Origin of the sequence: Aquabacterium sp., assembly GCF_048860245.1 — a bacterium.
Classification (GTDB): Bacteria; Pseudomonadota; Gammaproteobacteria; order Burkholderiales; family Burkholderiaceae_C; genus Aquabacterium.
Genome location: NZ_JBLIZW010000035.1, coordinates 47,396 through 70,099, shown reverse-complemented (window position 1 = coordinate 70,099; position 22,704 = coordinate 47,396). Strand labels below are relative to the sequence as shown.

Annotated in this window: 19 protein-coding genes and 2 tRNA genes; 13 read left to right on the top strand and 8 right to left on the bottom strand. The window is 61.3% G+C overall.

The window, feature by feature from the left end; translation table 11 throughout:
* The first annotated feature begins 8 nt into the window (after window positions 1-8).
* Complete coding sequence (locus tag ACMV18_RS04080) at window positions 9-983, top strand: CysB family HTH-type transcriptional regulator (protein ID WP_420816784.1); 975 nt, start codon at window positions 9-11, stop codon at window positions 981-983.
* A gap of 3 nt (window positions 984-986) precedes the next feature.
* Here ACMV18_RS04080 and ACMV18_RS04075 read toward each other — a convergent pair whose 3' ends face one another.
* The 4 genes from ACMV18_RS04075 to ACMV18_RS04060 form a co-directional block, all read right to left on the bottom strand.
* Window positions 987-3,008 carry a hypothetical protein gene (locus ACMV18_RS04075; protein WP_420816783.1) on the bottom strand — a complete coding sequence of 674 codons (2,022 nt, stop codon included), beginning with the start codon at window positions 3,006-3,008 and terminating at the stop codon, window positions 987-989.
* A gap of 186 nt (window positions 3,009-3,194) precedes the next feature.
* Window positions 3,195-3,845: a hypothetical protein gene (locus ACMV18_RS04070; protein ID WP_420816782.1), complete on the bottom strand. Its 651-nt coding sequence runs from the start codon at window positions 3,843-3,845 to the stop codon at window positions 3,195-3,197.
* Between the two features lie 35 nt (window positions 3,846-3,880).
* Window positions 3,881-3,957, bottom strand: a tRNA-Arg gene (locus tag ACMV18_RS04065).
* A 56-nt stretch (window positions 3,958-4,013) separates the two neighbouring features.
* Complete coding sequence (locus ACMV18_RS04060) at window positions 4,014-6,341, bottom strand: heavy metal translocating P-type ATPase (RefSeq protein WP_420816781.1); 2,328 nt, start codon at window positions 6,339-6,341, stop codon at window positions 4,014-4,016.
* Between the two features lie 123 nt (window positions 6,342-6,464).
* Here ACMV18_RS04060 and ACMV18_RS04055 point away from each other — a divergent pair, with 123 nt between their 5' ends.
* From ACMV18_RS04055 to ACMV18_RS04040, 4 genes are all read left to right on the top strand, one after another.
* The gene (locus tag ACMV18_RS04055; protein WP_420816780.1) at window positions 6,465-6,674 is read left to right on the top strand and encodes a heavy-metal-associated domain-containing protein; all 210 of its coding nucleotides are present in this window, start codon (window positions 6,465-6,467) and stop codon (window positions 6,672-6,674) included.
* Between the two features lie 116 nt (window positions 6,675-6,790).
* Entirely contained in the window at window positions 6,791-7,684 is an 894-nt protein-coding gene (locus ACMV18_RS04050) for an alpha/beta fold hydrolase (protein WP_420816779.1), read from the top strand.
* Between the two features lie 76 nt (window positions 7,685-7,760).
* Entirely contained in the window at window positions 7,761-7,970 is a 210-nt protein-coding gene (locus ACMV18_RS04045) for a hypothetical protein (protein ID WP_420816778.1), read from the top strand.
* A complete protein-coding gene (locus tag ACMV18_RS04040; protein ID WP_420816777.1) occupies window positions 7,933-8,217 on the top strand; it encodes a cysteine-rich CWC family protein in 285 nt (94 codons plus the stop codon). Before ACMV18_RS04045 ends, ACMV18_RS04040 begins: the two co-directional genes overlap by 38 nt.
* A gap of 206 nt (window positions 8,218-8,423) precedes the next feature.
* On the opposite strand, the gene ACMV18_RS04035 is transcribed toward ACMV18_RS04040, so the two are convergent.
* Window positions 8,424-8,500 (bottom strand) — tRNA-Pro (locus ACMV18_RS04035).
* Window positions 8,501-8,613: 113 nt separating this feature from the next.
* Between ACMV18_RS04035 and ACMV18_RS04030 the strand changes: the two genes are divergently transcribed.
* Genes ACMV18_RS04030 through ACMV18_RS04015 form a run of 4 tightly spaced genes read left to right on the top strand, consistent with a single transcriptional unit; the run spans window position 8,614 to window position 11,684 of the window.
* On the top strand, window positions 8,614-9,363 hold the full coding sequence (locus tag ACMV18_RS04030) for an MlaE family ABC transporter permease (protein WP_420816776.1): 750 nt from the start codon (window positions 8,614-8,616) through the stop codon (window positions 9,361-9,363).
* Between the two features lies 1 nt (window position 9,364).
* Entirely contained in the window at window positions 9,365-10,117 is a 753-nt protein-coding gene (locus ACMV18_RS04025; protein ID WP_420816775.1) for an ABC transporter ATP-binding protein, read from the top strand.
* A complete protein-coding gene (locus tag ACMV18_RS04020) occupies window positions 10,114-11,088 on the top strand; it encodes an MlaD family protein (RefSeq protein WP_420816774.1) in 975 nt (324 codons plus the stop codon). The genes ACMV18_RS04025 and ACMV18_RS04020 overlap by 4 nt, the downstream gene beginning before the upstream one ends.
* Window positions 11,085-11,684, top strand: a complete 600-nt coding sequence (locus ACMV18_RS04015) for a PqiC family protein (protein WP_420816773.1) — start codon at window positions 11,085-11,087, stop codon at window positions 11,682-11,684. Before ACMV18_RS04020 ends, ACMV18_RS04015 begins: the two co-directional genes overlap by 4 nt.
* 16 nt (window positions 11,685-11,700) lie before the next feature.
* Here the strand turns inward: ACMV18_RS04015 and hrpA are convergent, their stop codons facing one another.
* Window positions 11,701-15,651, bottom strand: coding sequence for an ATP-dependent RNA helicase HrpA (gene hrpA, locus ACMV18_RS04010; protein ID WP_420816772.1), 3,951 nt, complete (start codon window positions 15,649-15,651; stop codon window positions 11,701-11,703).
* Between the two features lie 49 nt (window positions 15,652-15,700).
* On the opposite strand from hrpA, the gene ACMV18_RS04005 reads away from it, so the two are divergent.
* The 4 genes from ACMV18_RS04005 (at window position 15,701) to ACMV18_RS03990 (ending at window position 20,138) form a co-directional block, all read left to right on the top strand.
* Window positions 15,701-17,188, top strand: a complete 1,488-nt coding sequence (locus ACMV18_RS04005; RefSeq protein WP_420816771.1) for an amidase — start codon at window positions 15,701-15,703, stop codon at window positions 17,186-17,188.
* A gap of 111 nt (window positions 17,189-17,299) precedes the next feature.
* On the top strand, window positions 17,300-18,418 hold the full coding sequence (locus tag ACMV18_RS04000; RefSeq protein ID WP_420816770.1) for a diguanylate cyclase: 1,119 nt from the start codon (window positions 17,300-17,302) through the stop codon (window positions 18,416-18,418).
* Window positions 18,419-18,445: 27 nt separating this feature from the next.
* Window positions 18,446-19,831 (top strand): amino-acid N-acetyltransferase, encoded by a 1,386-nt coding sequence (gene argA / locus ACMV18_RS03995; protein WP_420816769.1) that lies wholly within the window; start codon window positions 18,446-18,448, stop codon window positions 19,829-19,831.
* Between the two features lie 34 nt (window positions 19,832-19,865).
* Entirely contained in the window at window positions 19,866-20,138 is a 273-nt protein-coding gene (locus ACMV18_RS03990) for an oxidative damage protection protein (RefSeq protein ID WP_374257770.1), read from the top strand.
* Window positions 20,139-20,204: 66 nt separating this feature from the next.
* Here ACMV18_RS03990 and ACMV18_RS03985 read toward each other — a convergent pair whose 3' ends face one another.
* Window positions 20,205-21,161, bottom strand: coding sequence for an alpha-E domain-containing protein (locus ACMV18_RS03985; RefSeq protein WP_374257782.1), 957 nt, complete (start codon window positions 21,159-21,161; stop codon window positions 20,205-20,207).
* A 104-nt stretch (window positions 21,162-21,265) separates the two neighbouring features.
* Window positions 21,266-22,699 carry a circularly permuted type 2 ATP-grasp protein gene (locus ACMV18_RS03980; RefSeq protein WP_420816768.1) on the bottom strand — a complete coding sequence of 478 codons (1,434 nt, stop codon included), beginning with the start codon at window positions 22,697-22,699 and terminating at the stop codon, window positions 21,266-21,268.
* Window positions 22,700-22,704 lie beyond the last annotated feature (5 nt).

Sequence of the window (22,704 nt, the reverse complement as noted above, 5' to 3'; positions counted from 1 at the left end):
CATCCGCCATGAACTTGCATCAGTTTCGCTTCGTCCACGAAGCTGCCCGCCGCAACCTGAACCTGACCGAGACCGCCAAGGCGCTGCACACCTCTCAGCCAGGCATTTCCAAGGCCATCTTGGAACTGGAAGAAGAGTTGGGCGTGGACATTTTTGTTCGCCACGGCAAGCGCCTCAAGCGGGTGACCGAGCCAGGTCAGCAGGTCCTGAAATCGATTGACGTGATCCTTCGGGAGTTGGGCAATCTCAAGCGCATTGGCGACGAATACGCCAAGCAGGATGCCGGCACCCTGTCGATTGCCACCACCCACACCCAAGCCCGCTACGTTCTGCCCGAACCCGTTGCAGCCTTGCGCAAGAAGTACCCGAAGGTTGCCGTCAGCCTGCATCAGGGTACGCCCGAGCAGGTGGCTCAAATGGTTTTGGACGAGGTCGCCGACATTGGACTGGCCACAGAGTCGCTCAGCGATTTTGCCGATTTGGTTACCCTGCCGTGCTACGAGTGGCAACACGTCGCCGTGATGCCCGCGACGCACCCGCTTGCCAGCGTTCCACGCATCACGCTGGAGCACCTGGCGGCAGAGCCCTTGATCTCTTACCACCCGTCGTTCACGGGACGCAAACGCATTGACATGGCCTTTGCCCACCGCGGCATGCATCCGAATGTCGTGCTGGAGGCCATCGACGCGGACGTGATCAAGACCTACACCCGGCTGGGGTTGGGCATCGGTTTGGTTGCCGAAATGGCGGTGAAAGACGACCCCACGATGAACACGCCGGGAGCCGAATTGATCTGGCGCCCCGTGGGCCACCTGTTTGGTGCCAACCTGGCCCGCATCGCTTTCAAGCGCGGCGCTTACCTGCGTCAGTTTGTGTTGGCGTTCGCAGAGCTGATCTCGGATCGATTGACCAAAGCCATGATCCTGCAAGCCATCTCAGGCCCCGGCACGCAGGCCCCCATGGGCAGCGATCACGGGCTTTGAGTTTTACGGCTTTGGCGGGGCCTGCACGTCTGGCAGGTCGATGTGCTCAAAGTCAATCGAACCTGGCTCAGGCGCAGAGCCCATTTTCCGCGGCTCGATGATTTCCAGATCATCGAGTTGAAGATCCAGACTCAAACTTGGCTTGACTTCTGGCATGGCCTTGACCGGGCGCGTTGCCATCAACGGCTCCATGTCAGCCTGCGGAGGCACCGGGACAGGCAGCGGGATTGTGGACAACATCGCCCCACCCTGACCCGTCACGGGCAGAATCAGGTCCACTCGGCTGCGCGACTCGGTGTCACGCTCAGACAAGTCCCTAGCAATGGCGTAGAGGAACAGCAACTCGCGATACGCGGGCAACTCAAACGTCTCAGCGCCACTATCGGGCCGCGTCAGCGATTTCTCAAGCACTTCCATGGCTTGCGCGGGCGTCGCCCACAAAGCCTGCAAGCGCTCCAGAACGCCAGGGTAGTCATCCAGGGTATGACCGTGCTGGAGGTCGGCCTCCCACGCGGGAGCGTAGGCATTGAAGCGCTGGTTGAAGTCTGACTGAACGCGCTCGTAATCTTCTCGGCGCCCAAGGCGGCGATAGATCTCCAGCAATTTGAGGAACGGAAGCGGGCTTGCGCCACTTGCGCTCTGAACATGCGACTCCAGCAAGTCCACTGCCGCGTCATCCTGCCCCAGCACGATGAAGAATTCTGCCTGCTGCTCCAGGTCGATCAGCTCTTCTACCGACACGGCACGCAAGGACTCTTGCTCAAAGCGGCGAGTCGGCCGACCATTCGACACCGTAGCCGGGGCTGGCTCCACAGGCTTCTGCGCCGGGGGTGCCGGCTCAGCAGCCACCGAACGCGTATCGTGGCTCGCCACCACCGATGCCATGGGCACTCGCGCAACGGGCGCTGAAACAGGCTGCGCCTTTTCGACTGCACGCGGCACTTCGGCAACGGCCGAGGCAAGCGGTTCGCGGACAGCCTCTTCGCGTGAGGCCAGTGCACCGACAGGTTCCAGGTCAGCCGCGGGCACAGAGGCAGCCTGCTGCTGCCACCAAGCCTCATCCAACCGTTGACGACGACGCAGCTGGTTCCACATGTAACCCGCCAAGCCCATGGTCAACAAGCTGAGGGCTCCCAGCCCCAAAATCCACAGACGCTCACCGCCAGAATCGGGCTTGTTGACGCGAGCCTCCAAGGCCGCCACGGTGGCGCGCGCCGTGTCCCCATCCTTTTGGAGCTGGGCCAAGCGCTGCTCCAACTCTTCCAGATGCTTGCGATTACGCGCCAACTCTTCCGTTGATGCGCTCAGGGCTTGCCAGAGCGCCGCGGCGGCAGCACGTCGGGCCAGCAAATCGGGAGATTTATCGTCTTCCTTGGGCGGCGCATCCATGCCCGGCACCATGCGCAAGCCTGGCACGTTGGTCGCGTCTGCCTCGACCGGATCCAGCACCAATCGTCCCGACTTGACCTTGGGAACTTTGGGCGCCGGATTCAAGACCAGCGAGCGGCGCGCCTTGGCAAGAGGTGACTCGACGGGGGCATTCGGCACCGATGCCGCGGCGGCAGCCACACTGGCCGCGTCGGGCATGTCCGGTGTCGCAGCGGATGAAGCAGCGCCGGATGTCGCTGCTGGCTTGACCGTCTTTTTGGGTAAAGACTTCGGACGCGAAGGCCGCACGACGGGCGCCGCCGGCGCGGTCACAGCCGAAGCAGGCGCAGCATCTCGCCCAGTGTCTTGCGAGGCTTCTGGCGCATCCGCCATCCCCGCCGCACTCATGCCAGGAGGATCCGCAAACGCCACAAACTTACGAGAAATCTTGCCCTGGCACCCTGCAGTCAGCGTCACCGTCACCACGGGCTCGTTCACGACACGACCGGTGGTGACCTTGAGAACACGCTCACCGCCCGAGGTCGATTGAACAATGACCAACACGTCTGCCGCAGGCAGCTTGTCCTCACCGAACAGCACCTCTGCCCAGACGCAGCTGTCATCCACGTCTTCGCCAGATTCAAGACGCAGGGGCACCTTGACCCGCAGGGGCTCTCCCAAAATGGCATGGCTACTCGGGCGTCCGAAGCCCAAGCCGTGAGACGCCCCGGGCGTCAGAGCGAATGTGGTTCCAGCAAGAACTACGGCCGATACCCGCTTGATCTTATTCATATCGGTGCATCACAAGGCCTAAGTTTTCACTCTAGCATGAAGCTGCATATTTCACGCTGCGGCACGCAGTCTGTCGGCCAAGCATGAAAACAACTCTCCAACCAATTTCAGCTGGGCAACTTCCAGAGGCTGTCCGGACATCCGGGCGGTGAGCATCCCCCGATTCAGGGTGATCACCAGCACCAGCGCATCGCTCCACCAACAGTCGGCGGCACGGTCGAACGCCTCAATCAACGAAGCATCAAACCATTTCTTGGCCTGTTCACCTGCATTGCAAAGCAAAGTAAATCGGCGGTTGAGTGTGGCTGATTCCGCCACACTGACCTTGGGGTGGATGGCCAGCCAGCGCATCTCGTCTGGCAAGGACGTGTCGACCTGTGTCTGCATGGCATTGGTGTAGCGGCTGAATACATCCGATTCCAGCGTCTGCGCCAGAACCTTTGTCAGCAACACCATCTGAACATCCGGCTCCACACCGGTTTCACAGCGAAAGCGCAGTTCACTGCCAACGATGTAGGGGCGTTGGGAGGTGCCCCACTCCACGCGCCAACCTGCTGCAGATTCGACAGCGTAGCCTTTGCCACCCGCATGCTTCACGTGCTTGAAAGCATGCCCTTCAGCTTTGGCCCAATTGGCCAAAACATGGGCAGCTTTATTGGACTGTGCGCCCGCACCGATCAAACGCTTGATGGAACCAAACATGTAGAAGGCGAGCCCTGTGGTGGTTTGAGTGCCGCTGGCCTGCCAGGAGGGAGTCGAACCCCCGACCGCCCGCTTAGAAGGCGGGTGCTCTATCCAGCTGAGCTACTGGCAGTTGGTAACTGAAGTTTACGCCATGCATCAAGGTTCACTCGCCAGTGCAAGCCCTTGTCACTTAGGCGAGACACCCACCCCTGCCCCCATTCGAGTCGGACGCCAGCGAGACAACAGCAACGCATTGGTGACCACACTGACACTACTGAGGGCCATGGCGGCACCGGCCAGCATCGGATTCAAGCCACCAAACGCCGCCAACGGAATCCCCACGACGTTGTAACCAAAGGCCCAGAGAAGGTTCTGACGGATTTTGGTGGCCGTCCTGCGGGACACATCGATGGCTGCCGGCACCAGCAATGGGTCACCACGCATCAAAGTAACACCTGCAGCCTGCATGGCAACGTCCGTCCCGCCCCCGGCATTGGCCATCGCCATCCCGATGTCGGCAGCAGCCAGCGCCGGAGCATCGTTGATGCCATCCCCCACCATGGCCACCACCTTGGGTGCGGTCGATTGGGCAGCTCGCAGTTGCTGAACACAGCGGGCTTTGTCTGAGGGAAGAACCTCCGACCAAATGTGTTGAATGCCTAATCTGGCCGCCATCATCTCGACCGATCGAGCCCCATCGCCAGAGATCAGCGCCGTTTGCACACCCATCCGGTGCAACTGCGCCACGGCCTCGGCAGCGCCTGGCTTCAGCTCGTCACCGAAAGCAAACCCTGCCACGGGCACCCAGACATCGCTCGGCTGCTGTCGCAGCAAAACAGAAACGGTTGCCCCTTGCTCGTCAGACCACTTGTGCTCAAATGCCGAGACGTCGTCGCTTTGTGCCCCCAACTCCCTGACCCATCGCGCACTGCCAAATGCCCAACGCTGTGCGTCCGGAGCCTGCTCGCCGGCGGCCAAGCAAACCACAACGCCCTCAACGCCTTTGCCTGCCACCACGGTCAGGCTCTGGACACGCACCACATCGGCAGGCCCCTGCCCGCTTTCGAGCGCATGCGCCACGACTGCCTTGGCCAGGGGGTGCTCGCTCCCCGACTGCAAAGCTGCCGCCAGATGCAAAGGCTGAGGCCATGCTGCACCGCTATCTGCCCAGGCTTCGAAAGCCAAGACCCGCGGCGCACCCCGGGTCAATGTTCCGGTTTTGTCAAATGCCACGACTTGCACTCGGTGCGCGGTCTCCAGCGCCTCCGGATCCTTGATCAGAATGCCCTGCCGAGCCGCTGCACCGGTGCCTGCCATGATCGCTGCGGGCGTGGCCAACCCCAGCGCGCAGGGACAGGCAATCACCAGGACAGCCACGGCACGCATCAGCGCGACATCCATCGACTCGCCCGCCATCAGCCACCCAGCGCCGGTCAACAAGGCCACCAGCAAGACGGTCGGTACAAACACGGCGGACACCTTGTCCACCACACGTTGAATCGGGGCCTTGCTGGCTTGCGCATCCACCACGCTGCGGATGATGTGCGCCAACATCGTTTGGCCGCCCACGGCCGTCACACGCAGGCGGATCAGCCCGTCGACGTTCATGCTGCCGCCGGTCAGTTGGTCGCCGACCGCCTTGCTGACCGGCAGGGGTTCGCCCGTCAGCATGGACTCGTCGACATGGCTGGATCCCACCGTCAAGGTGCCATCCACCGGAATCCGCTCACCTGCTTTGACGATGAGCTCGTCCCCCACAACCACCTGGTGCAACGGCACATCCACCGCGCCATCTGGCCCCACGCGACGGACGGTTCCGGGACGCAATGCCTGCAACGCTCGGATCGCGGCCGTGGTTTGACGCTTGGCCCGGGCCTCCAAGGCCTTGCCCAGCAGCACGAGCGTGATGACCACGGCAGAGGACTCGAAATAGAGATCTGGCTCAGCATGCCCGCCATGCGCATGACCTGACTGAGACCACCAAAGCCAGCACGAAAGCCCCCATGCAGCCGTGGTGCCCAGCGCAACCAGCTGGTCCATGTTGCCGCTGCGATCTTTCAAGGCTGACCAAGCCGCTTTGTAAAAGCGAGCGCCCAGAATGAATTGCACGGGGGTCGCCAGCATGAACTGAACCCATGCGGGCCAAAAATGGTGCGCACCCCACAGCATGGGCAGGACCAACGGCAGGCTGGCCAACAGCCCCGCACACACTGCCCCCCACACAGCCCACCAAGACACGGGCGCATCGTCAAGGGGCGCATCGGGCGCCTGGTGGTGCGCGACGTACCCGGCCTTGGCCACTGCGGCGATGAGTGCTTCAGTCAGTGAGTCCGCATCCGGGGCACTGGCATCGGTGGCGGGACGGACCGTGGCGACTTCTGTGGCGAAATTGACCTGCGCCTCATCGACCCCAGGCACTTTCTTCAAGGCCCGCTCCACGCGTGCGACACACGCCGCACAGGTCATGCCACGTACCGACAACTCAATGGAGCCTGACGCCACGGCTTGATTCATGGTTTGCTCATTCAACGTCATGCTGACTGCTCAAATCGTTTCACAATACATCCCGGAGTATCCCTCGACCGCGCTTGCATGAGCGGTTGACATCCTATTGCCGACAGAGACATTGGAACCGCCATGAGTACCGCCAGCACTTTTCAATTGACCGTTGAGGGCATGAGCTGCCAACACTGCGTGAAGGCAGTGACACAGGCCATTCAAACACAAGATGCCGATGCGGCCGTCGCCGTTGACTTGCCTGGTAAGCAAGTCACGGTGACCTCCACGCTGTCGCGTGAAGCCGTTGCAGCGGCCATTGCCGACGAAGGCTACAACGTGACCGCCTGAGACGCCTCATCTAAGGGGGATGATGCGCCAACTGCGGGCAAGTCCTCCCCCGGGCACTGCAGGACACCGTTTCATGATGATGCGTTTTAAACGTGCCATCAAAGTGGAACTGCGACATGCCTATTCCATCCCAGATCAGCTGGCCTTTGCAGCAGAGCCACTTGAGTGCTTGCGGCATTCAAACCCGCGTACTGCAGGGGGGAGCCGACCTCAAAGCCACGGAGGCCGTGGTGTTTGTGCATGGCAACCCGGGCTCATGCGCTGATTGGCGCTATCTGATGGAGCAGACCGCGCCCTTGGGTCGGGTCATTGCGATGGACATGCCTGGGTTCGGACAAGCCGATAAGCCAGACGAGTACCCTTACTCGGTCGAGGGAGGCGCAACATTTCTGGGTGAAGCGCTCCGCCAACTGGGCGTGCTGAAAGCACATCTGGTGCTGCACGACTTTGGTGGCCCATGGGGACTGATGTGGGCTGCGATGAACCCGTTGAGCGTCGGCAGCATCACCTTGATCAATACCGGTGTGCTGAAGAACTACCGATGGCACTTCATGGCACGCATCTGGCGAACACCACTATTGGGTGAACTGCAGATGGCGCTGACCAATCGAATCGGGTTCAAGGCGGTCATGCGGATTGGCAACCCGAGAGGATTGCCCGACGAATTCCTGGATCGCATGTATGAGGAGATGGACGCAGGCACCCGTCGGGCGATTTTGCGTTTGTATCGTGCGACCAGCGATCTGCAGGAAAAGGGCGAACTGCTCAGCCGCATGCTGAAGCCCCACGACTTTCGCGCACTGGTCATTTGGGGAGAAGCGGACCCTTACATTTCCGTGTCGCATGCCAAGCAGCAGCGCGAGACCTTCCCCGGCGCCGAGATCGTGACCTTGCCTCAAAGCGGCCACTTTCCGTTTGCCGATGACCCGATGTCGGTCGCGAGGGCCCTCATCCCATTCATGCAGAGGCAGCTAGGGACCACCCAAACCTGGCCGCGGATGGGAACATAACCCGCAAGCCTGGGATACACAATTTGTCACAGAAAGCGCAAACTGATCGGTGCAGGTCGTTTTGGGGAGATCAGCCATGCACAACAAAGATCAGCAATGGTGGCAGCAGAAATATGACGAGTCGTCGGGGTTCCATTCGACCAATTCGTACGATTCTCGACTGATGACGCACCAGACTCGCCGCAAGTCTCGCCGAAAGAGCAAAGGTGGTTCACTGTGGCTGGTGGTGCTGACGGGCATGATCATGATTGCCGTCGCGGGCGTGCTTCAATGGGCACCTCATTGAGCCTCACTATCCCATTTTGAACTTACCCCAAGCTTTACCCAACCAGGTCTGTCCGATCTGCGGTGGCCCCAACGCTTGCACCCCGGCAAGCTGTGGTGATCTGTCGCAGCCGTGCTGGTGTCGCCCCGTTCATTTCCCACAATCTCTGCTCGCGCTCGTCCCGCCGAGTCAGAAGGGCCAAGCCTGCATTTGCCAGGCATGCGTCAATAAAGCAGTCGATGCATCTCAACCCAAACCAAGTTTGTGATGCGTGCTTATTTTTGAGGCAAGTTAAGTTCACCCCTAGGGGAATGCCTCATTCATCACACTTTGCCCCGATATTGCCAACACACTTATCCACAGAAAACGGGGATAAGTTGAGTCAGGGTCTGAGGCCTGCGTCCTTGACGCACGCGCCCGCCGACCGGAAATAGAAACGGGCCAACACCTTGCGATGTTGGCCCGTTGAAGAAGTGGTCGGGGCGGTGGGATTCGAACTCACGACCCTCTGCTCCCAAAGCAGATGCGCTACCAGGCTGCGCTACGCCCCGACTGAGAAAGCTATTGTAGCCTGATTTTCATCTTCCGTGCACTACCCGTCTCACAATTGTGTTGGTGTGTTCTTTTCGCACTCATGCGGGCACGCTATAACGCTCACATGGTCATGGCATTTCAACGCTCCGTTGCCTTGCTCGGCGATACCGTACTCGCCGTGGGCAGAGGCCTGCGCGGCGGTTGGCGCTTCCGCCCACAAGATCTTGCACGACTGCTGGCCGACGCCAGCGCACGAGCCTTGCCCATCGTCCTGGTGGTCAATGTGTTGGTTGGCGCCATCATCGCGTTTGTCGGCGCCGTGCAACTGACCAAGTTTGGTGCGGGCATTTTTGTGGCCGATCTGGTGGCCATTGCGATTTCCCGAGAAATGGCCGCCGTCATCACTGCGGTGGTCATGTGCGGCCGAACAGGGGCGGCCTACGCCGCAGAGTTGGCCTCCATGCAGGCCAACGAAGAAGTGGATGCCCTTGAGGTGCTGGGCTTGGACGCGGTGGATTTTCTGGTGCTGCCGCGGGCGTTTGCCCTGCTCGTGTTGCTGCCGCTGCTCTATCTGTTTGCATGCTTAGGAGGCTTGCTGGGTGGTTACGCCGTCAGTGCTTCCCTGCTTGACCTGGCGCCTGCGGCCTATTTCGACCGAAGCATGAACGCACTGACTGCCGCCCACTTGGGCTTGGGCTTTTTCAAGAGCATGGCGTTTGGGGCCTTGGTATCCCTGGCGGCTTGTCACCATGGCCTGACCTCTGCGCGCAACGCCGAAGGCGTGGGTCGCGCCACCACACGTGCCGTGGTCACAGGCATTGTGGGCGTCATTGCCGTGGATGCGGTGTTTGCCGTGTGTGCCGACGCACTGGGGATCTGACATGGCACTGCTCCGCGTCCATGACCTGCGGCTTCAGTACGGCCACACCCTTGTGCAGGAACACATCCATCTGGAACTGGCGTCGGGACAGATTCTGGCCGTCATGGGTGGCAGTGGCTGCGGCAAAAGCACCTTGATGAAATGCCTGATCGGCTTGCTGGAGCCCGCCAGCGGGCAGGTCATGTATGGCGAACAGGACTATTGGCGCAGCAACGATGCCATGCGCAAACAACTTCGTTCGGACATTGGCGTGCTGTTTCAGAGTGCCGCACTCTGGTCCTCGATGACGGTTCTGGACAACGTGTTGCTGCCCCTGCAAGTCCAGCAACAGCTTTCACCTGCCGAGCAACGCGCCCGCGCGATGGAGGTGCTGGCGTGGGTGGGCATGTCGGAAGCCTGTGATCGGATGCCTGCGGACCTCAGCGGTGGCATGAAAAAGCGAGTGGGACTGGCCCGCGCCATCGTGGCGCGCCCCCACATGCTGTTTCTGGATGAGCCTTCGGCAGGGCTCGACCCCATCAGCTCGCACAAGCTGGATCGACTGATCCTGGATATTCGCGACAAAACGGGCGCAGGCATCGTCATCGTCACGCACGAGCTGCCCAGCATCTATGCTTTGGCTGACGACGGGATTTTTCTCGACGCAGACAGCAAGCAACCCATTGCACACGGATCCCCTGTCAAGATGAGAGACGAGAGCAACCACCCTACCGTTCGCGCCTTCATGCACCGTGAGGAGATCAAGACGCCATGAAACGACATGCTTTTTGGGTTGGGTCGTTTTTGTTGCTGACGCTGGCACTGATCGTGGGCGGCATTCTGACGCTGAACAAGTCCAGCCTGTTCACCCAGCGCCACCAGGCCATGGTGTATTTCGGTGGCAGTGTCAAAGGGCTGTACATCGGCGCGCCGGTCACCTTCCGGGGCGTCAAGATGGGCGAAGTCACGCACATTGGCGTCGAGGTGGATCCCCGCACCTTGATCACACGCATCCCGGTCCGACTGACCTTGAGCACCGACACCTTGCAACTGGGCCGCGCCGGAGAAGCAGCACAAGCCGTGGACCTGCCTGAACTGGTATCCAAAGGATTGCGTGCACGCCTGATTCTGCAAAGCATCGTCACCGGACAAACGGCCGTCGAACTGGATTTCAGACCCGAAACACCTGGCGTGCTCGTGGCTGGCGACAAAGCACCGCTGCCCGAGATCCCAACGGTTCAGGACAAGCTGGACGCCCTGCTCAACCAGGTTCAAAGCCTGCCGCTGGGAGATCTGGTTGCGGAATTGCGGCAAACCATGGCGACCTTGGATCAGACGCTGAAAGTCAGCCAGACGGCCATTCAAAGCAGCAGCAAGCAGTTGCGCACCACCGGCGAGCAAGCCCGCCAGACCCTGCAGGCAGCCGAAACGGCCTTGGCACAGGTGCAGACGCAAGCCAATCTGACGCTCGCCTCCATTCAACAACTCAGCGAAGTCTCCAAACAGACCTTGCAAGACACGCAGCCAGGTTTGCGCCAGACCTTGACGGCTTCTCGCCAAGCTGCGGAAGAAGCGCAACGCGCCATGCACAACCTGGCCGAGTTCAGCGCCCCAGGCTCCGCCTTGCGTACCGACCTGAACAGTGCCGCACAAGATTTGTCACAGGCGGCCCGCACCATGCGATCTTTTGCCGACCAACTGGACGAAGATCCCAGCAGCCTGCTTTTCGGAAGGACACGCCCATGAGTCGACGGATAGGGCCCGGTTTGGGCGCCATCACATTCTTGAGCGGCCTGATGCTGCTGAGTGCTTGTGCACACCAGAGTACGCCCGGTTTATCGCTGCTGTCACTGCCGCCCTCACCTGACGACCTCCGCGCCAGCACGGTGATGACCATCGAGCCGCAATGGGTCGTTGCACGCGTGGACATCCCCGAATACCTGCAAAGCAGCCGAGTTCGCTACCGCGATGGCGCGGCCACACTGGCTGAATGGCCTGATGCCCGCTGGGCAGAACGTCTGGAGATTGGACTGACAAGGCAGTTGACCCAAGCTTTGTCCAAACACAGGGCCGTCTGCGCAGCACCCTGCGATGTGAGCGCCCCCACCACCCCGACCCTTCATGTCAGGTTTGATGCGCTGGATGCGCGCCGCGACATCGGCCAAGTTCAGGCATCGGTGGTGTGGTGGTTGAGCAGCCCCCGTCAAACCACGCCCATTCGGCTGACCCGCCTCACCGTGACCGAGCCCCTGCCTGACGGCACCGCCCAGGCCTACGCGAGCGCGCTGACCCGTCTGACCACCCAACTGGCCGGCCAGATCAGCACAGCCCTGCAGCCCTGATTTCAGCCACGCGCACTCAAGCCGAAATCTGCGACCAGGCTTTTTCCAGTCGCTTGATGCTGACCGGCTGCGGCGTGCGCAACTCTTGTGCAAACAGGCTCACACGCAGCTCTTCCAGCAGCCATCGGAACTCGTCTGTGCGGGCATCCAGTACGCCTTTGAGTTCTGCCAGACGACGGGTGTAGCGCTGGTCCAGCGGACGCAGCTCGGTCATGCGCTGGGCATCGCGCGCAGGATCGCCCTTGAGTTTGTCCAAACGCAAGGTGATCGCCTTCAGATAGCGCGGGAAGTGTTGCAGTTGCACGTAAGGCGTCTGCGCCACAAAGCGCTTGGGCATCAGGCGCTGCAGTTGCCCGGCGATGTCATCGGCCACATCCTTGGGTGGCTTGGCATCTTTGAGCTTGCGGGTGGCAGCTGCGTATTCAACCAGAATGGTGCCCGCCAAACGAGCCACTTCCTGAGCGATCAGGTTCAGGCGCGTGCGCCCTTCTTCCACCCGCGCCTTGAAGCTGGCGGCATCGGTGGGCAAGGGATCCGCCAGGTAAGCGCGGTCCATGGCCACGGCAATGATCTGGTCGCGCAGTTCGTCGGCGGTGCCCAGGCTCATGTAAGCCATGGCCATCTTTTGCAGGTCCGGAATGTTCTTTTCCAGATACTTCAATGGCTCTTTGATTTGCAGCGCCACCAGTCGACGCAAGCCCGACCGGTGCTTGGCGGCGGCCACATCGGGTTCATCAAAGATGTCGATCTCGACGTGCTGCCCCTTGTCGATCAAGGCAGGAAAGCCAATGAGGGTATGACCGCCACGCTGAATCTCCATCAGCTCAGGCAGTTCACCAAAGGTCCAGTCGGTGAAGGTTTGCGTGGCCGCTGGCGGCTTGGGCGACTGCCCCTGCACACGCTGCGGCCCTGATCCGGGCTTGCCTTCGCTCTTGCCTGCACTCGTACCGGCATTGGCGGACGCAGACGCGCCTGATGCGCCCTGGCTGACTTGGCTATGGGCGCCACCGTCCTTCACAGGCTGCGCCACGGCTTGGGCTTTGAGCGATGCCAAGGCCTGGAAAGCGCCGCGCGCCAAAGAGCCCAAATCGGCCTTCAAGGCCGCCAGATTGCGTCCCATGCCGAGTTGGCGCCCATGCTCATCCACCACGCGGTAGTTCATGAACAAGTGGGGCGACAGCATGTCGAGCTTGAAGTCGTTGCGCTTCACATCCAGCTGGGTCTTGTCGCGCACGGCCTTGAGCAAGGCGTCCATCAAACTGCCCTGCCCGAAGTCCACCGCTTGCACAAAGGCCTCGGCATAGTCGGGCAGCGGCACCAGTCGGGCACGCGGCTTTTGATGCAGGCTCTTGACCAGCGCCAACACCTTGTCTTTCAACATGCCAGGCACCAGCCACTCGCCGCGCTCTTCGCTGACCTGATTGAGCGCGTAGATGGGCACGGTCACGGTCACGCCGTCGCGGGCATCGCCGGGTTCGTGCAGGTAGGTGGCCGCACAGTCCACGCCGCCCATGCGTACGTATTTCGGGAAGGCGGCACTGGTGATGCCGGCCGCCTCGTGGCGCATCAACTCTTCACGGCTGAGGTAGAGCAGCTTGGGGTTCTCGCGGCTGGCCTGTTTGTACCAGCGCTCGAAGCTGTGGCCGCTCATCACATCGGGCGGGATCTGGGCGTCGTAGAAGGCGTAGATCAGGTGCTCGTCCACCAGCACGTCTTGCCGGCGCGACTTGTGCTCGAGTTGCTCGACCTGGCTGATGAGCTTGCGGTTGTGTGCCAGGAAAGGCAAACGCGTTTCCCATTCCTGAGCGACCAAGGCTTCGCGGATGAAAATCTCGCGCGCCTCGCGCACGTTGACCAGACCAAAGTTGACGCGCTTGTTGTTGTAGACCACCAGGCCGTACAAGGTTGCGCGCTCCAGCGCCACGACCTCGCCCGCCTTCTTTTCCCAATGCGGTTCGAGCAACTGCTTTTTGAGCAAATGGCCACCCATCTGCACCAACCAGGGTTGGTCGATGTTGGCAATGCCCCGGCCGTAGAGCTTGGTGGTTTCGACCAGTTCAGCAGCCAGAATCCAGCGCCCCGGCTTCTTGCTCAGGTTGGCCCCAGGGTGCTTCCAGAACTTGATGCCCCGGGCACCGAGGTACCACTCGTCGTCATCGCTCTTGCAGCCGATGTTGCCCAGCAAGCCCGACAGCAAAGACAAGTGCACTTGCTCGTAGGTAGCAGGCGCCGTGTTCAGACGCCAGTTGTGCTCGGCCACCACGGTGTGCAATTGCGAGTAAACGTCTTTCCACTCGCGCACGCGGCGCGGGTTGATGAAGTTGTCTCGCAGCAGGGCTTCGTATTTGCGGTGACTGAGCTTGTGCTTTTCGGGCTGACCGGGCTCGTGGTGACCATGTCCCCCACGCGATTCATCCAGCCACTTCCACAGCTTGAGCGTGCCCATGAACTCGGATCGCTCGTCATCAAACTGCTTGTGCTTCTGGTCGGCCTGCTGTTGCTGCTCGATGGGCCGGTCGCGCACATCTTGCACGCTCAGGCTGGCGGCGATGATCAGCACCTCAGACAAGGCCTCGCGGTCCTTGGCCTCCAGAATCATGCGGCCCACACGCGGGTCGAGCGGCAGACGCGCCAGGTCGGCACCCAGCTTGGTGATCTCGTTGTTGTCGTCGACCGCGCCCAGTTCGTTGAGCAGCTGATAGCCGTCGGCAATCGCCTTGCGCAAAGGTGGCTCAATGAACGGGAAATCTTCCACGTGCCCCAGGTGCAGCGACTTCATCCGCAGGATCACCCCAGCCAGCGAGCTGCGCAAGATTTCGGGATCCGTGAAGCGCGGGCGGGCGTTGAAGTCCTTCTCGTCGTACAGACGGATGCAGATGCCGTTGGCCACCCGGCCACATCGACCCGCACGCTGGTTGGCTGCGGCCTGGCTGATCGGCTCGACCTGCAGTTGCTCCACCTTGTTGCGGAAGCTGTAGCGCTTGACCCGCGCCTGGCCGGCGTCGATCACGTAGCGGATGCCCGGCACCGTCAGCGAGGTCTCGGCCACGTTGGTGGCCAGCACGATGCGCTTGGGGCCGCCGGTCTGGAACACCCGGTCCTGCTCTTGCTGGCTCAGGCGGGCAAACAGGGGCAGCACTTCGGCCACGGTGCGATCGTGCGCCAGGTGTTTGCGCAGGTGGTCGGCCGCCTCGCGGATCTCGCGCTCGCCCGGCAAGAAGACCAGGATGTCGCCCTGCCCGCCCGAACCCGCCTCGCGCCACAGTTCATCCACCCCGTCAGTGATGGCCTCGTTCAAACCGTATTCACGGCTCTCCTCAAAAGGACGGTAGCGCTGCTCAACCGGGAACAGGCGACCCGACACCATGATGACCGGCGCTGGCCCCTTGGCCGATTCAAAGTGCTTGGCAAACCGGTCGGCATCAATCGTGGCCGAGGTGACGATGATCTTCAGATCAGGCCGACGCGGCAGCAACTGACGCAAGTAACCCAGCAGGAAGTCAATGTTCAGGCTGCGTTCGTGCGCCTCGTCAATGATGAGTGTGTCGTAGGCCAGCAGGTCCGGATCGCCCTGGGTTTCGGCCAGCAAGATACCGTCGGTCATCAGCTTGACGCTGGCGCCCGGCTGCAACCGGTCCTGGAATCGAACCTTGTAGCCCACCACCTCGCCCAGCGGCGAGTTCAGCTCTTCGGCAATGCGCTTGGCAACGCTGGACGCCGCAATCCGTCGAGGCTGCGTGTGCCCGATCAGCTTGGGGCGCAAATGGCGCGGCGCCTTCGGATCACGCGGCTGCCCCCAGCCACCCCGCCCCATGGCCAACGCAATCTTGGGCAACTGTGTGGTCTTGCCCGAGCCCGTTTCACCGCACACAATGATGACCTGGTGCTCACGCAAGGCCGCCTCAATCTCGTGACGCTTGCCACTGACGGGTAGGGATTCCGGAAAGGTGATGACAGGTGCAGACACGGGGTTAGACAGGAGGGCTAAAAAGGGCGAAAGTGCGCATTATCCCGCTATGAACTTCGACGAATACGCACGCTACGACGCAACCGGCCTGGCGGACTTGGTCCGCCGAGGCGAAGTGCACCCCAGCGAACTGCTGGAAGCGGCCATCAAGCGAGCCGACGACACCCGCAAACTCAACGCCATTGTCATGCGTCTGGACGAACAGGCGCGTCGTCAGGCGCGGGCCATTTTTTCGCCCGATGCCCCCTTCGCCGGGGTCCCTTTTCTGGTCAAAGACCTGTTTCAGGACATGGCGGGACTGCCCTCGTCCATGGGCAACCGGGTCATGTCCAAAGTCGTGGTCCAGGAAGACAGCGACGTGGTGCGCCGCTGGAAGCATGCGGGTTTGGTGATTTTCGGCAAGACCAACACGCCTGAGTTCGGCGCCAAGAATGTGACCGAGCCCTTGGCGTTCGGGCCGGCACGCAACCCCTGGAACCCACAACGAACGCCCGGCGGCTCCTCAGGCGGCTCGGCAGCAGCGGTGGCGGCAGGCATTGTCCCCATGGCCGGCGCCAATGATGGTGGGGGGTCGATTCGCATCCCCGCTGCAGCGTGTGGCCTGTTTGGGCTGAAAGTCGGCCGCGGGCGCATTTCGATTGGCCCGCTGATGGCTGAAGGCCTGAACGGGGCGGCACAACAAGGCATCGTCTCCCGAACCGTGCGAGATACCGCCGCCATGCTGGATGTGCTGCAAGGGCCAGAGCCCCATGCGCCGTACTACATGCCGGCCCCCAGTGTTCCCTACGCTCAGGTCATCCATCAGGCCCCCAAACGTCTGCGCATTGGCTTCACCACGCAATCTCCTTTGGGTAACCCGGTTGACCCGCAGGCCGTCGCGGCCGTCGAAGATGCAGCCAAACTGCTGACCGACATGGGACACATCGTGACGCCCGTGGACACGCCGTTCGATGGTGTGCAACTGGCCGAAGACTTTCTGAAAGCATGGTTCTGCTCTCAAGCGTACTTTGTGGACGCCATTTGCAAGGCTACCGGCGCGAGCTTAGCCGACTTCGAACCCGATACGCGACTCATGGCCGCAGTGGGTCGGAGTATCTCGGGCGTGGAGCTCATGGCCTGCGAGGCCCGGTGGAACGATCACATCAAGCGTTTGGCAATGTTCCACAGTCAGCACGATCTGTGGCTGTCCCCCACCCTGAATGGCCCGGCCGTGCCGATCGGCAGCATGCAAACCCCCAAGGCACTGGAAATGGCGGGAGACGTGGTGGCCAGGCTGGGGCTCGCCGGCCCCTTGAGTCAAAGCGCGTCGTTCAAACAGACCATTCTGCAGAATCTGGGTTGGACGCCCTATACCCAACTGGCCAACCTGACGGGTCGCCCGGCCATGTCGGTGCCGCTGTACTGGACGCCCGACGGCATGCCACTGGGTGTGCAGTTTGTCGCAGGGCTTAACGGTGAGGCAACTTTGCTACAACTGGCCAGCCATTTGGAGCAAGCGCGCCCCTGGGCACACAGAAGGCTGCCAACAGCGACTTAAGCCCATTCTTTTGCCACGGCGTAAGGTGTACGATGCCCTAAAACAGCAATACACGACGCTAGGCGCCGTGAGTGAGATTCCAGCTTGAACAGAGCATCGCTCAAGCATCGGTTGACCGCCCTTTTCTTGGGGCCGGATACCAGCCGCCACAAAGCAATTGGGCTGACCCTGGTGGTCAGCTTGCTCTACTTGTTTCATACCTGCCTGACGATCGTGGCCGTCCACTCGGATCACGCCTGGCCGGGCTTGGGGCACTGGCTGGAGGCCTGCCTGCTGTTCGGTGCCGTTTTCTTTTACGGCATGCTCCGCAGCGGCCTGTCCATACATCTCCGAGATCCGGACATGTTTCTGGCTCAGTTGCTGTATTGCATTTTCGCTGCGTGCATTGCGTACCTGACGGTCGACATCCGGCTACGCAGCGTCGTGCTCGCCGTGCTGCCCGTCGTGCTGCTGCCAGGGCAATTCACCCTGACACCACGTGCTCTGCGTCTGGTCAGCCACGTGAGCGTGTCGGCCCTGGCTTTGGCGGTGACGCTGGACTGGCTGATTCACCCCCAGCAAATGGATGTCGTGGCAGACATGGCGCAATGGGCCTTTGCCTGCGTGATCATCGCGTCGTCATCGTGGGTCGCCCAGCGCGTCAGCGAACTCCGGCTCAAGCTGACCAGTGAGCGCGAATCACTCAGCTCCGTGCTGGATGAGGTGCAGGTGATTGCGGCACACGACTCGCTCACCGGCCTCATCAATCGGCGGCGGATGCAGGAATTGCTGCACAACGAATGGATCCGTAAAGATCGGCTTCGCCAGACGACCACCTTGGTCATGCTCGATCTGGATCATTTCAAGCGCATCAATGACGAATATGGTCACCATGCCGGTGACGAGGTGCTGCGCAATTTTGCGGAGCTGGCCTCGCAAACCCTGCGGCAGTTTGATGTTCTGGCCCGATGGGGCGGCGAAGAATTTCTGCTGATGTACCCCGACACCAAGCCCGAACAGGCCTTGATCGCCCTGGAGCGCATGTATCAACGCCTGCGCGCAGCCTCCTTGTTGCCGACCTATCCGGATGTGCGCATCACCTGCTCGGCCGGGGTCTCTTGCGCTTTGCCCGGCGAGCCTTACGAGCAGGCCATCGAGCGCGCAGACCAGGCGCTGTACCGTGCCAAGACGTCTGGCAGAGACCGTATTGAAGTGCTGGTGCCGACCTGTCTTCCAAACCCCGTAACATAAGCGGCTGAATTCACCGTTTGTGCATCCATGGACCTGGTCTTTCCTCATACATTCGTGCCTTGGTTTCGTTCCGTGGCACCCCACATCCACGCCCACCGGGGCAAGACCTTTGTCGTGGGTCTGTCTGGGGAATTGATCGCTGCCGGCAAGCTGGAAAACTTCGTTCAGGACCTGGCGCTGATGCAGGCCATGGGCATCAAGATTGTCCTGGCCCACGGTTTCCGTCCTCAGCTGGAAGAGCAATTGCGGCTCAAGGGGCAGGCCTCACGTTTCAGCCATGGCATGCGCATCACCGATCCGGTGGCGCTTGATTGCGCCCAGGAGGCCGCAGGTCAGTTGCGGTACGAAATCGAGGCGGCGTTCTCGCTGGGTTTGCCCAACACCCCCATGGCGGGTGCCTCGATCAGTGTCATCGCCGGCAACTTCGTGACCGCGCGCCCCGTGGGCATCGTTGACGGCGTGGACTTCATGCACACCGGCCTGGTCCGCAAGATTGACGCCGTGGCCATCCGTCGCGCCATTGATACTGGTGCGCTGGTCATGCTCTCGCCCTTTGGCTTTTCGCACACCGGCGAGGCTTTCAACCTGACCATGGAAGACGTGGCCACCAGCGCGGCCATCGCCCTGCAGGCTGACAAGCTGATCTTCGTGACCGAGGTGCGTGGCGTGCTGCAGGCCATCGTGCAGGACCCGTCTCGCGCGCAAGAATTGGCCGGCGCCGCCCAGCACGACACCGATGCCGAAATCGACCAGGAACTGGCGCTGGCCGATGCCCGCAAGCTGCTGGCCGCCCTGCCCAGCCCGCAGCAGCCTACCGACACGGCGTTTTACCTGCAACACGCGGTCAAGGCCTGTGAAGGGGGGGTTGAGCGCGTTCACATCCTGCCGTTCTCGGTCGATGGCGCCCTGCTGATGGAGGTGTTCACCCATGACGGCGTGGGCACCATGATCGTGGACGAAAAGCTGGAAAGCCTGCGTGAGGCCACCCCTGATGACGTTGGGGGCATCCTGCAATTGATCGAGCCTTTCGAGCAAGATGGCACGCTGGTCAAGCGGAGCCGGACCGAAATCGAGCGCGATGTGGCGCAGTACACCGTCATTGAGCACGACGGCGTGATCTTCGGATGTGCCGCGCTGTACCCCTTCCCTGAAGCCAGCACAGCCGAGATGGCCGCGCTGACCATCTCGCCCAGCGTGCAGGGACAAGGAGACGGCGAACGCATTCTGAAACGCATCGAACAGCGTGCACGGGCAATGGGCCTATCCACACTGTTTGTATTGACAACGCGTACCATGCACTGGTTTATCAAGCGTGGTTTCGCACCGGTTGACCCGAACTGGCTGCCAGAAGCGCGCAAGCGCAACTACAAATGGGACCGGCGCTCACAAGTGCTGGTCAAGCACCTCAAATAATCTTTCCACTGCATTCATTGCACTGATCGACACCATGGCACGTACCATTTTCTGCAAGCACCTCAACAAGGAAGGTGATGGCTTGGATTTCGCTCCCTATCCTGGTGAACTGGGCAAGCGCATTTACAACGAGATCAGCAAGGAAGCTTGGCAGATGTGGCTCAAGCACCAGACCATGCTGGTCAATGAAAACCGCTTGAACCTGGCCGATGCACGCGCACGCCAGTACCTCGCCCGCCAGATGGAGCAATTCTTCTTCGGCGGTGGTGCCGAACAGGTCGCAGGCTACGTCCCGCCTTCCGCCTGAATCTGGCGTTCAGCCAAACAAAAAGCCGACCTCACCAGGTCGGCTTTTTTCATGGGTGCCGGATGCTCAAGATGGCATCAGGAAGTCACGGCTGATGCCGTAGCCCAGGTCTCCCACACGATCCAGGAACTGGGTCAGGTAGGCGTGCAGGCCGGTCGCCAGAATTTCATCAATGCGCCCAAACTGCAAGTCGGCACGCAGGCGTCCAGCACGACGGATCGTTTCCTGGCTGTGGTCGTTGCCCACGGCGCGCAAGTTACGCACGACTTCGTCCATGCAATGCACCAGTGAGCGAGGCATTTCGGCGCGGAGCATCAACAACTCGGCCACCTTTTCCGGACGGATCACATCGCGGTACACCTTGCGGTAGACCTCAAATGCCGACACGCTGCGCAACACGGCCGACCAGTGGTAGAAGTCCACTTCCTTGCCTTCGTTGCCAATGCCTGACCCGAAGAACTCGGTGTTGCGAGCGTGGAACTTCACATCCAGCAAACGTGCGGTGTTGTCGGCGCGTTCCAGGAAGGTGCCAATGCGCTGGAAGTGGAAGGCTTCGTCCTGCAGCATGGTGCCCAAGGTCACCCCGCGAGACAGGTGCGAACGGAACTTCACCCACTCAAACAACTCGCCCGGGTCCTTCGCCAGCAAGCCGGACTTGACCAGCCGGTTGAACTCCAGCCAGGTCTGGTTCATGGTTTCCCACACTTCGGTGGTCAGCGCGCCACGCACGGCACGCGCGTTCTCACGTGCCGCACGCAAGCAGCAATAGATGCTAGATGGGTTGTTGGCATCCGTCACCATGAAGGCCATCACGTCACGCGCGTTGACCGTCTCAAACCGCTGGGTGTAGTCGGGCATCAGTTCGCTGATGCTCAACAAGCCCTTCCACCCTTGCGTGGCCGTCTCACTGGACTGCGGTAGCAGGGAGGTCTGATAGTTCACATCGATCAGGCGGGCCGTGTTCTCGGCACGCTCCATGTAGCGGGCCATCCAAAACAGGTGGTCGGCGGTACGCGACAGCATGGGCTTGGTCTCCAGATACGAAGCATTGCTCACACGCAATGCCCCAGATTCAGTCTCGATGAGGTGGGATGGCAGGTGCTCTTCAATGCGTTCGTTCAGCATGATCAGTCCTCCAGAACCCAGGTGTCCTTGGTGCCGCCCCCTTGCGAACTGTTGACCACGAGAGAGCCTTCCTTGAGTGCCACGCGGGTCAAGCCACCCGGCACCATCTGCACCTCTTTGCCCGACAGCACAAACGGCCGCAAATCAATGTGGCGTGGGGCAATGCCGGATTCCACAAACGTCGGGCAGATCGACAGCGACAGCGTGGGCTGCGCGATGTAGTTGGTCGGGTTGGCGATCAGGACCTTTCGGAACTCTTCGATCTCGGCCTTGGTGGCCGCGGGGCCGACCAACATGCCATAGCCCCCTGCCCCGTGCACTTCCTTGACCACGAGATCGGCCAGGTTGTCGAGGGTGTACTTGAGGGCATCGGGTTCGCGGCAGATGTGCGTGGGCACGTTCTGCAGGATGGGCTTTTCGCCCAGGTAGAACTCGATCATTTTGGGCACGTAGGGGTAGATCGACTTGTCGTCGGCAATCCCGGTGCCGAATGCGTTGGCCAGCGTGACGTTGCCGGCACGGTAGGCGCGCAGCAAGCCGGCCACACCCAGTGTCGAATCCTTGCGGAAGACCTCGGGGTCCATGAAGTCGTCGTCCACGCGGCGGTAGATGACGTCCACACGCTGAGGGCCACGGGTGGTCCGCATGTAGACGAAGTCATCCTTGACGAACAGGTCCTTGCCTTCTACCAGCTCCACACCCATCTGCTGGGCCAGGAACGCATGCTCGAAGTAGGCCGAGTTGTACATGCCCGGCGTCAGCACCACGGCGGTGGGCTCGTTCACGCCACCCGGCGCCATGCTGCGCAAGGTGTCGAGCAGCAAGTCGGGGTAGTGCGCCACGGGGGCCACACGGTGCTCGGCAAACAGCTCGGGGAAGAGCCGCATCATCATCTTGCGGTTTTCGAGCATGTAGCTCACGCCCGATGGCACACGCAGGTTGTCTTCCAGCACGTAGTAGGTGCCGCTGCCATCCGGGTTGCAGGCGCGAACGATGTCGATGCCCGAGATGATGGAGTAGATGCCGCCCGGCACGTTCAAACCCATCATCTCCTTGCGGAACTGGGCGTTGTTGAGCACGGGCTCAGCCGGAATGACACCCGCCTTCAGGATTTCCTGATCGTGGTAGATGTCGTCGAGGAAGCGGTTGAGGGCCGTGACGCGCTGCTTGAGCCCCTTCTCCATTTCCTTCCACTCGGCGGCGGGGATGATGCGGGGAATCAGGTCGAAGGGAATGAGGCGCTCGGTGCCCGAACCATCCTCGTCCTTGTCGCCGTACACCGCAAAGGTGATCCCCACGCGACGGAAGATCATCTCAGCCTCTTCCCGACGGGAACTCATGAGCTCCCGGGGCTGACGGCCCAGCCACTTGTCGTACACCTTGTAGTGGTCGCGCACTTGGGCGCTGCTCACATGCATTTCGTCAAAGAATCGCATCGCTT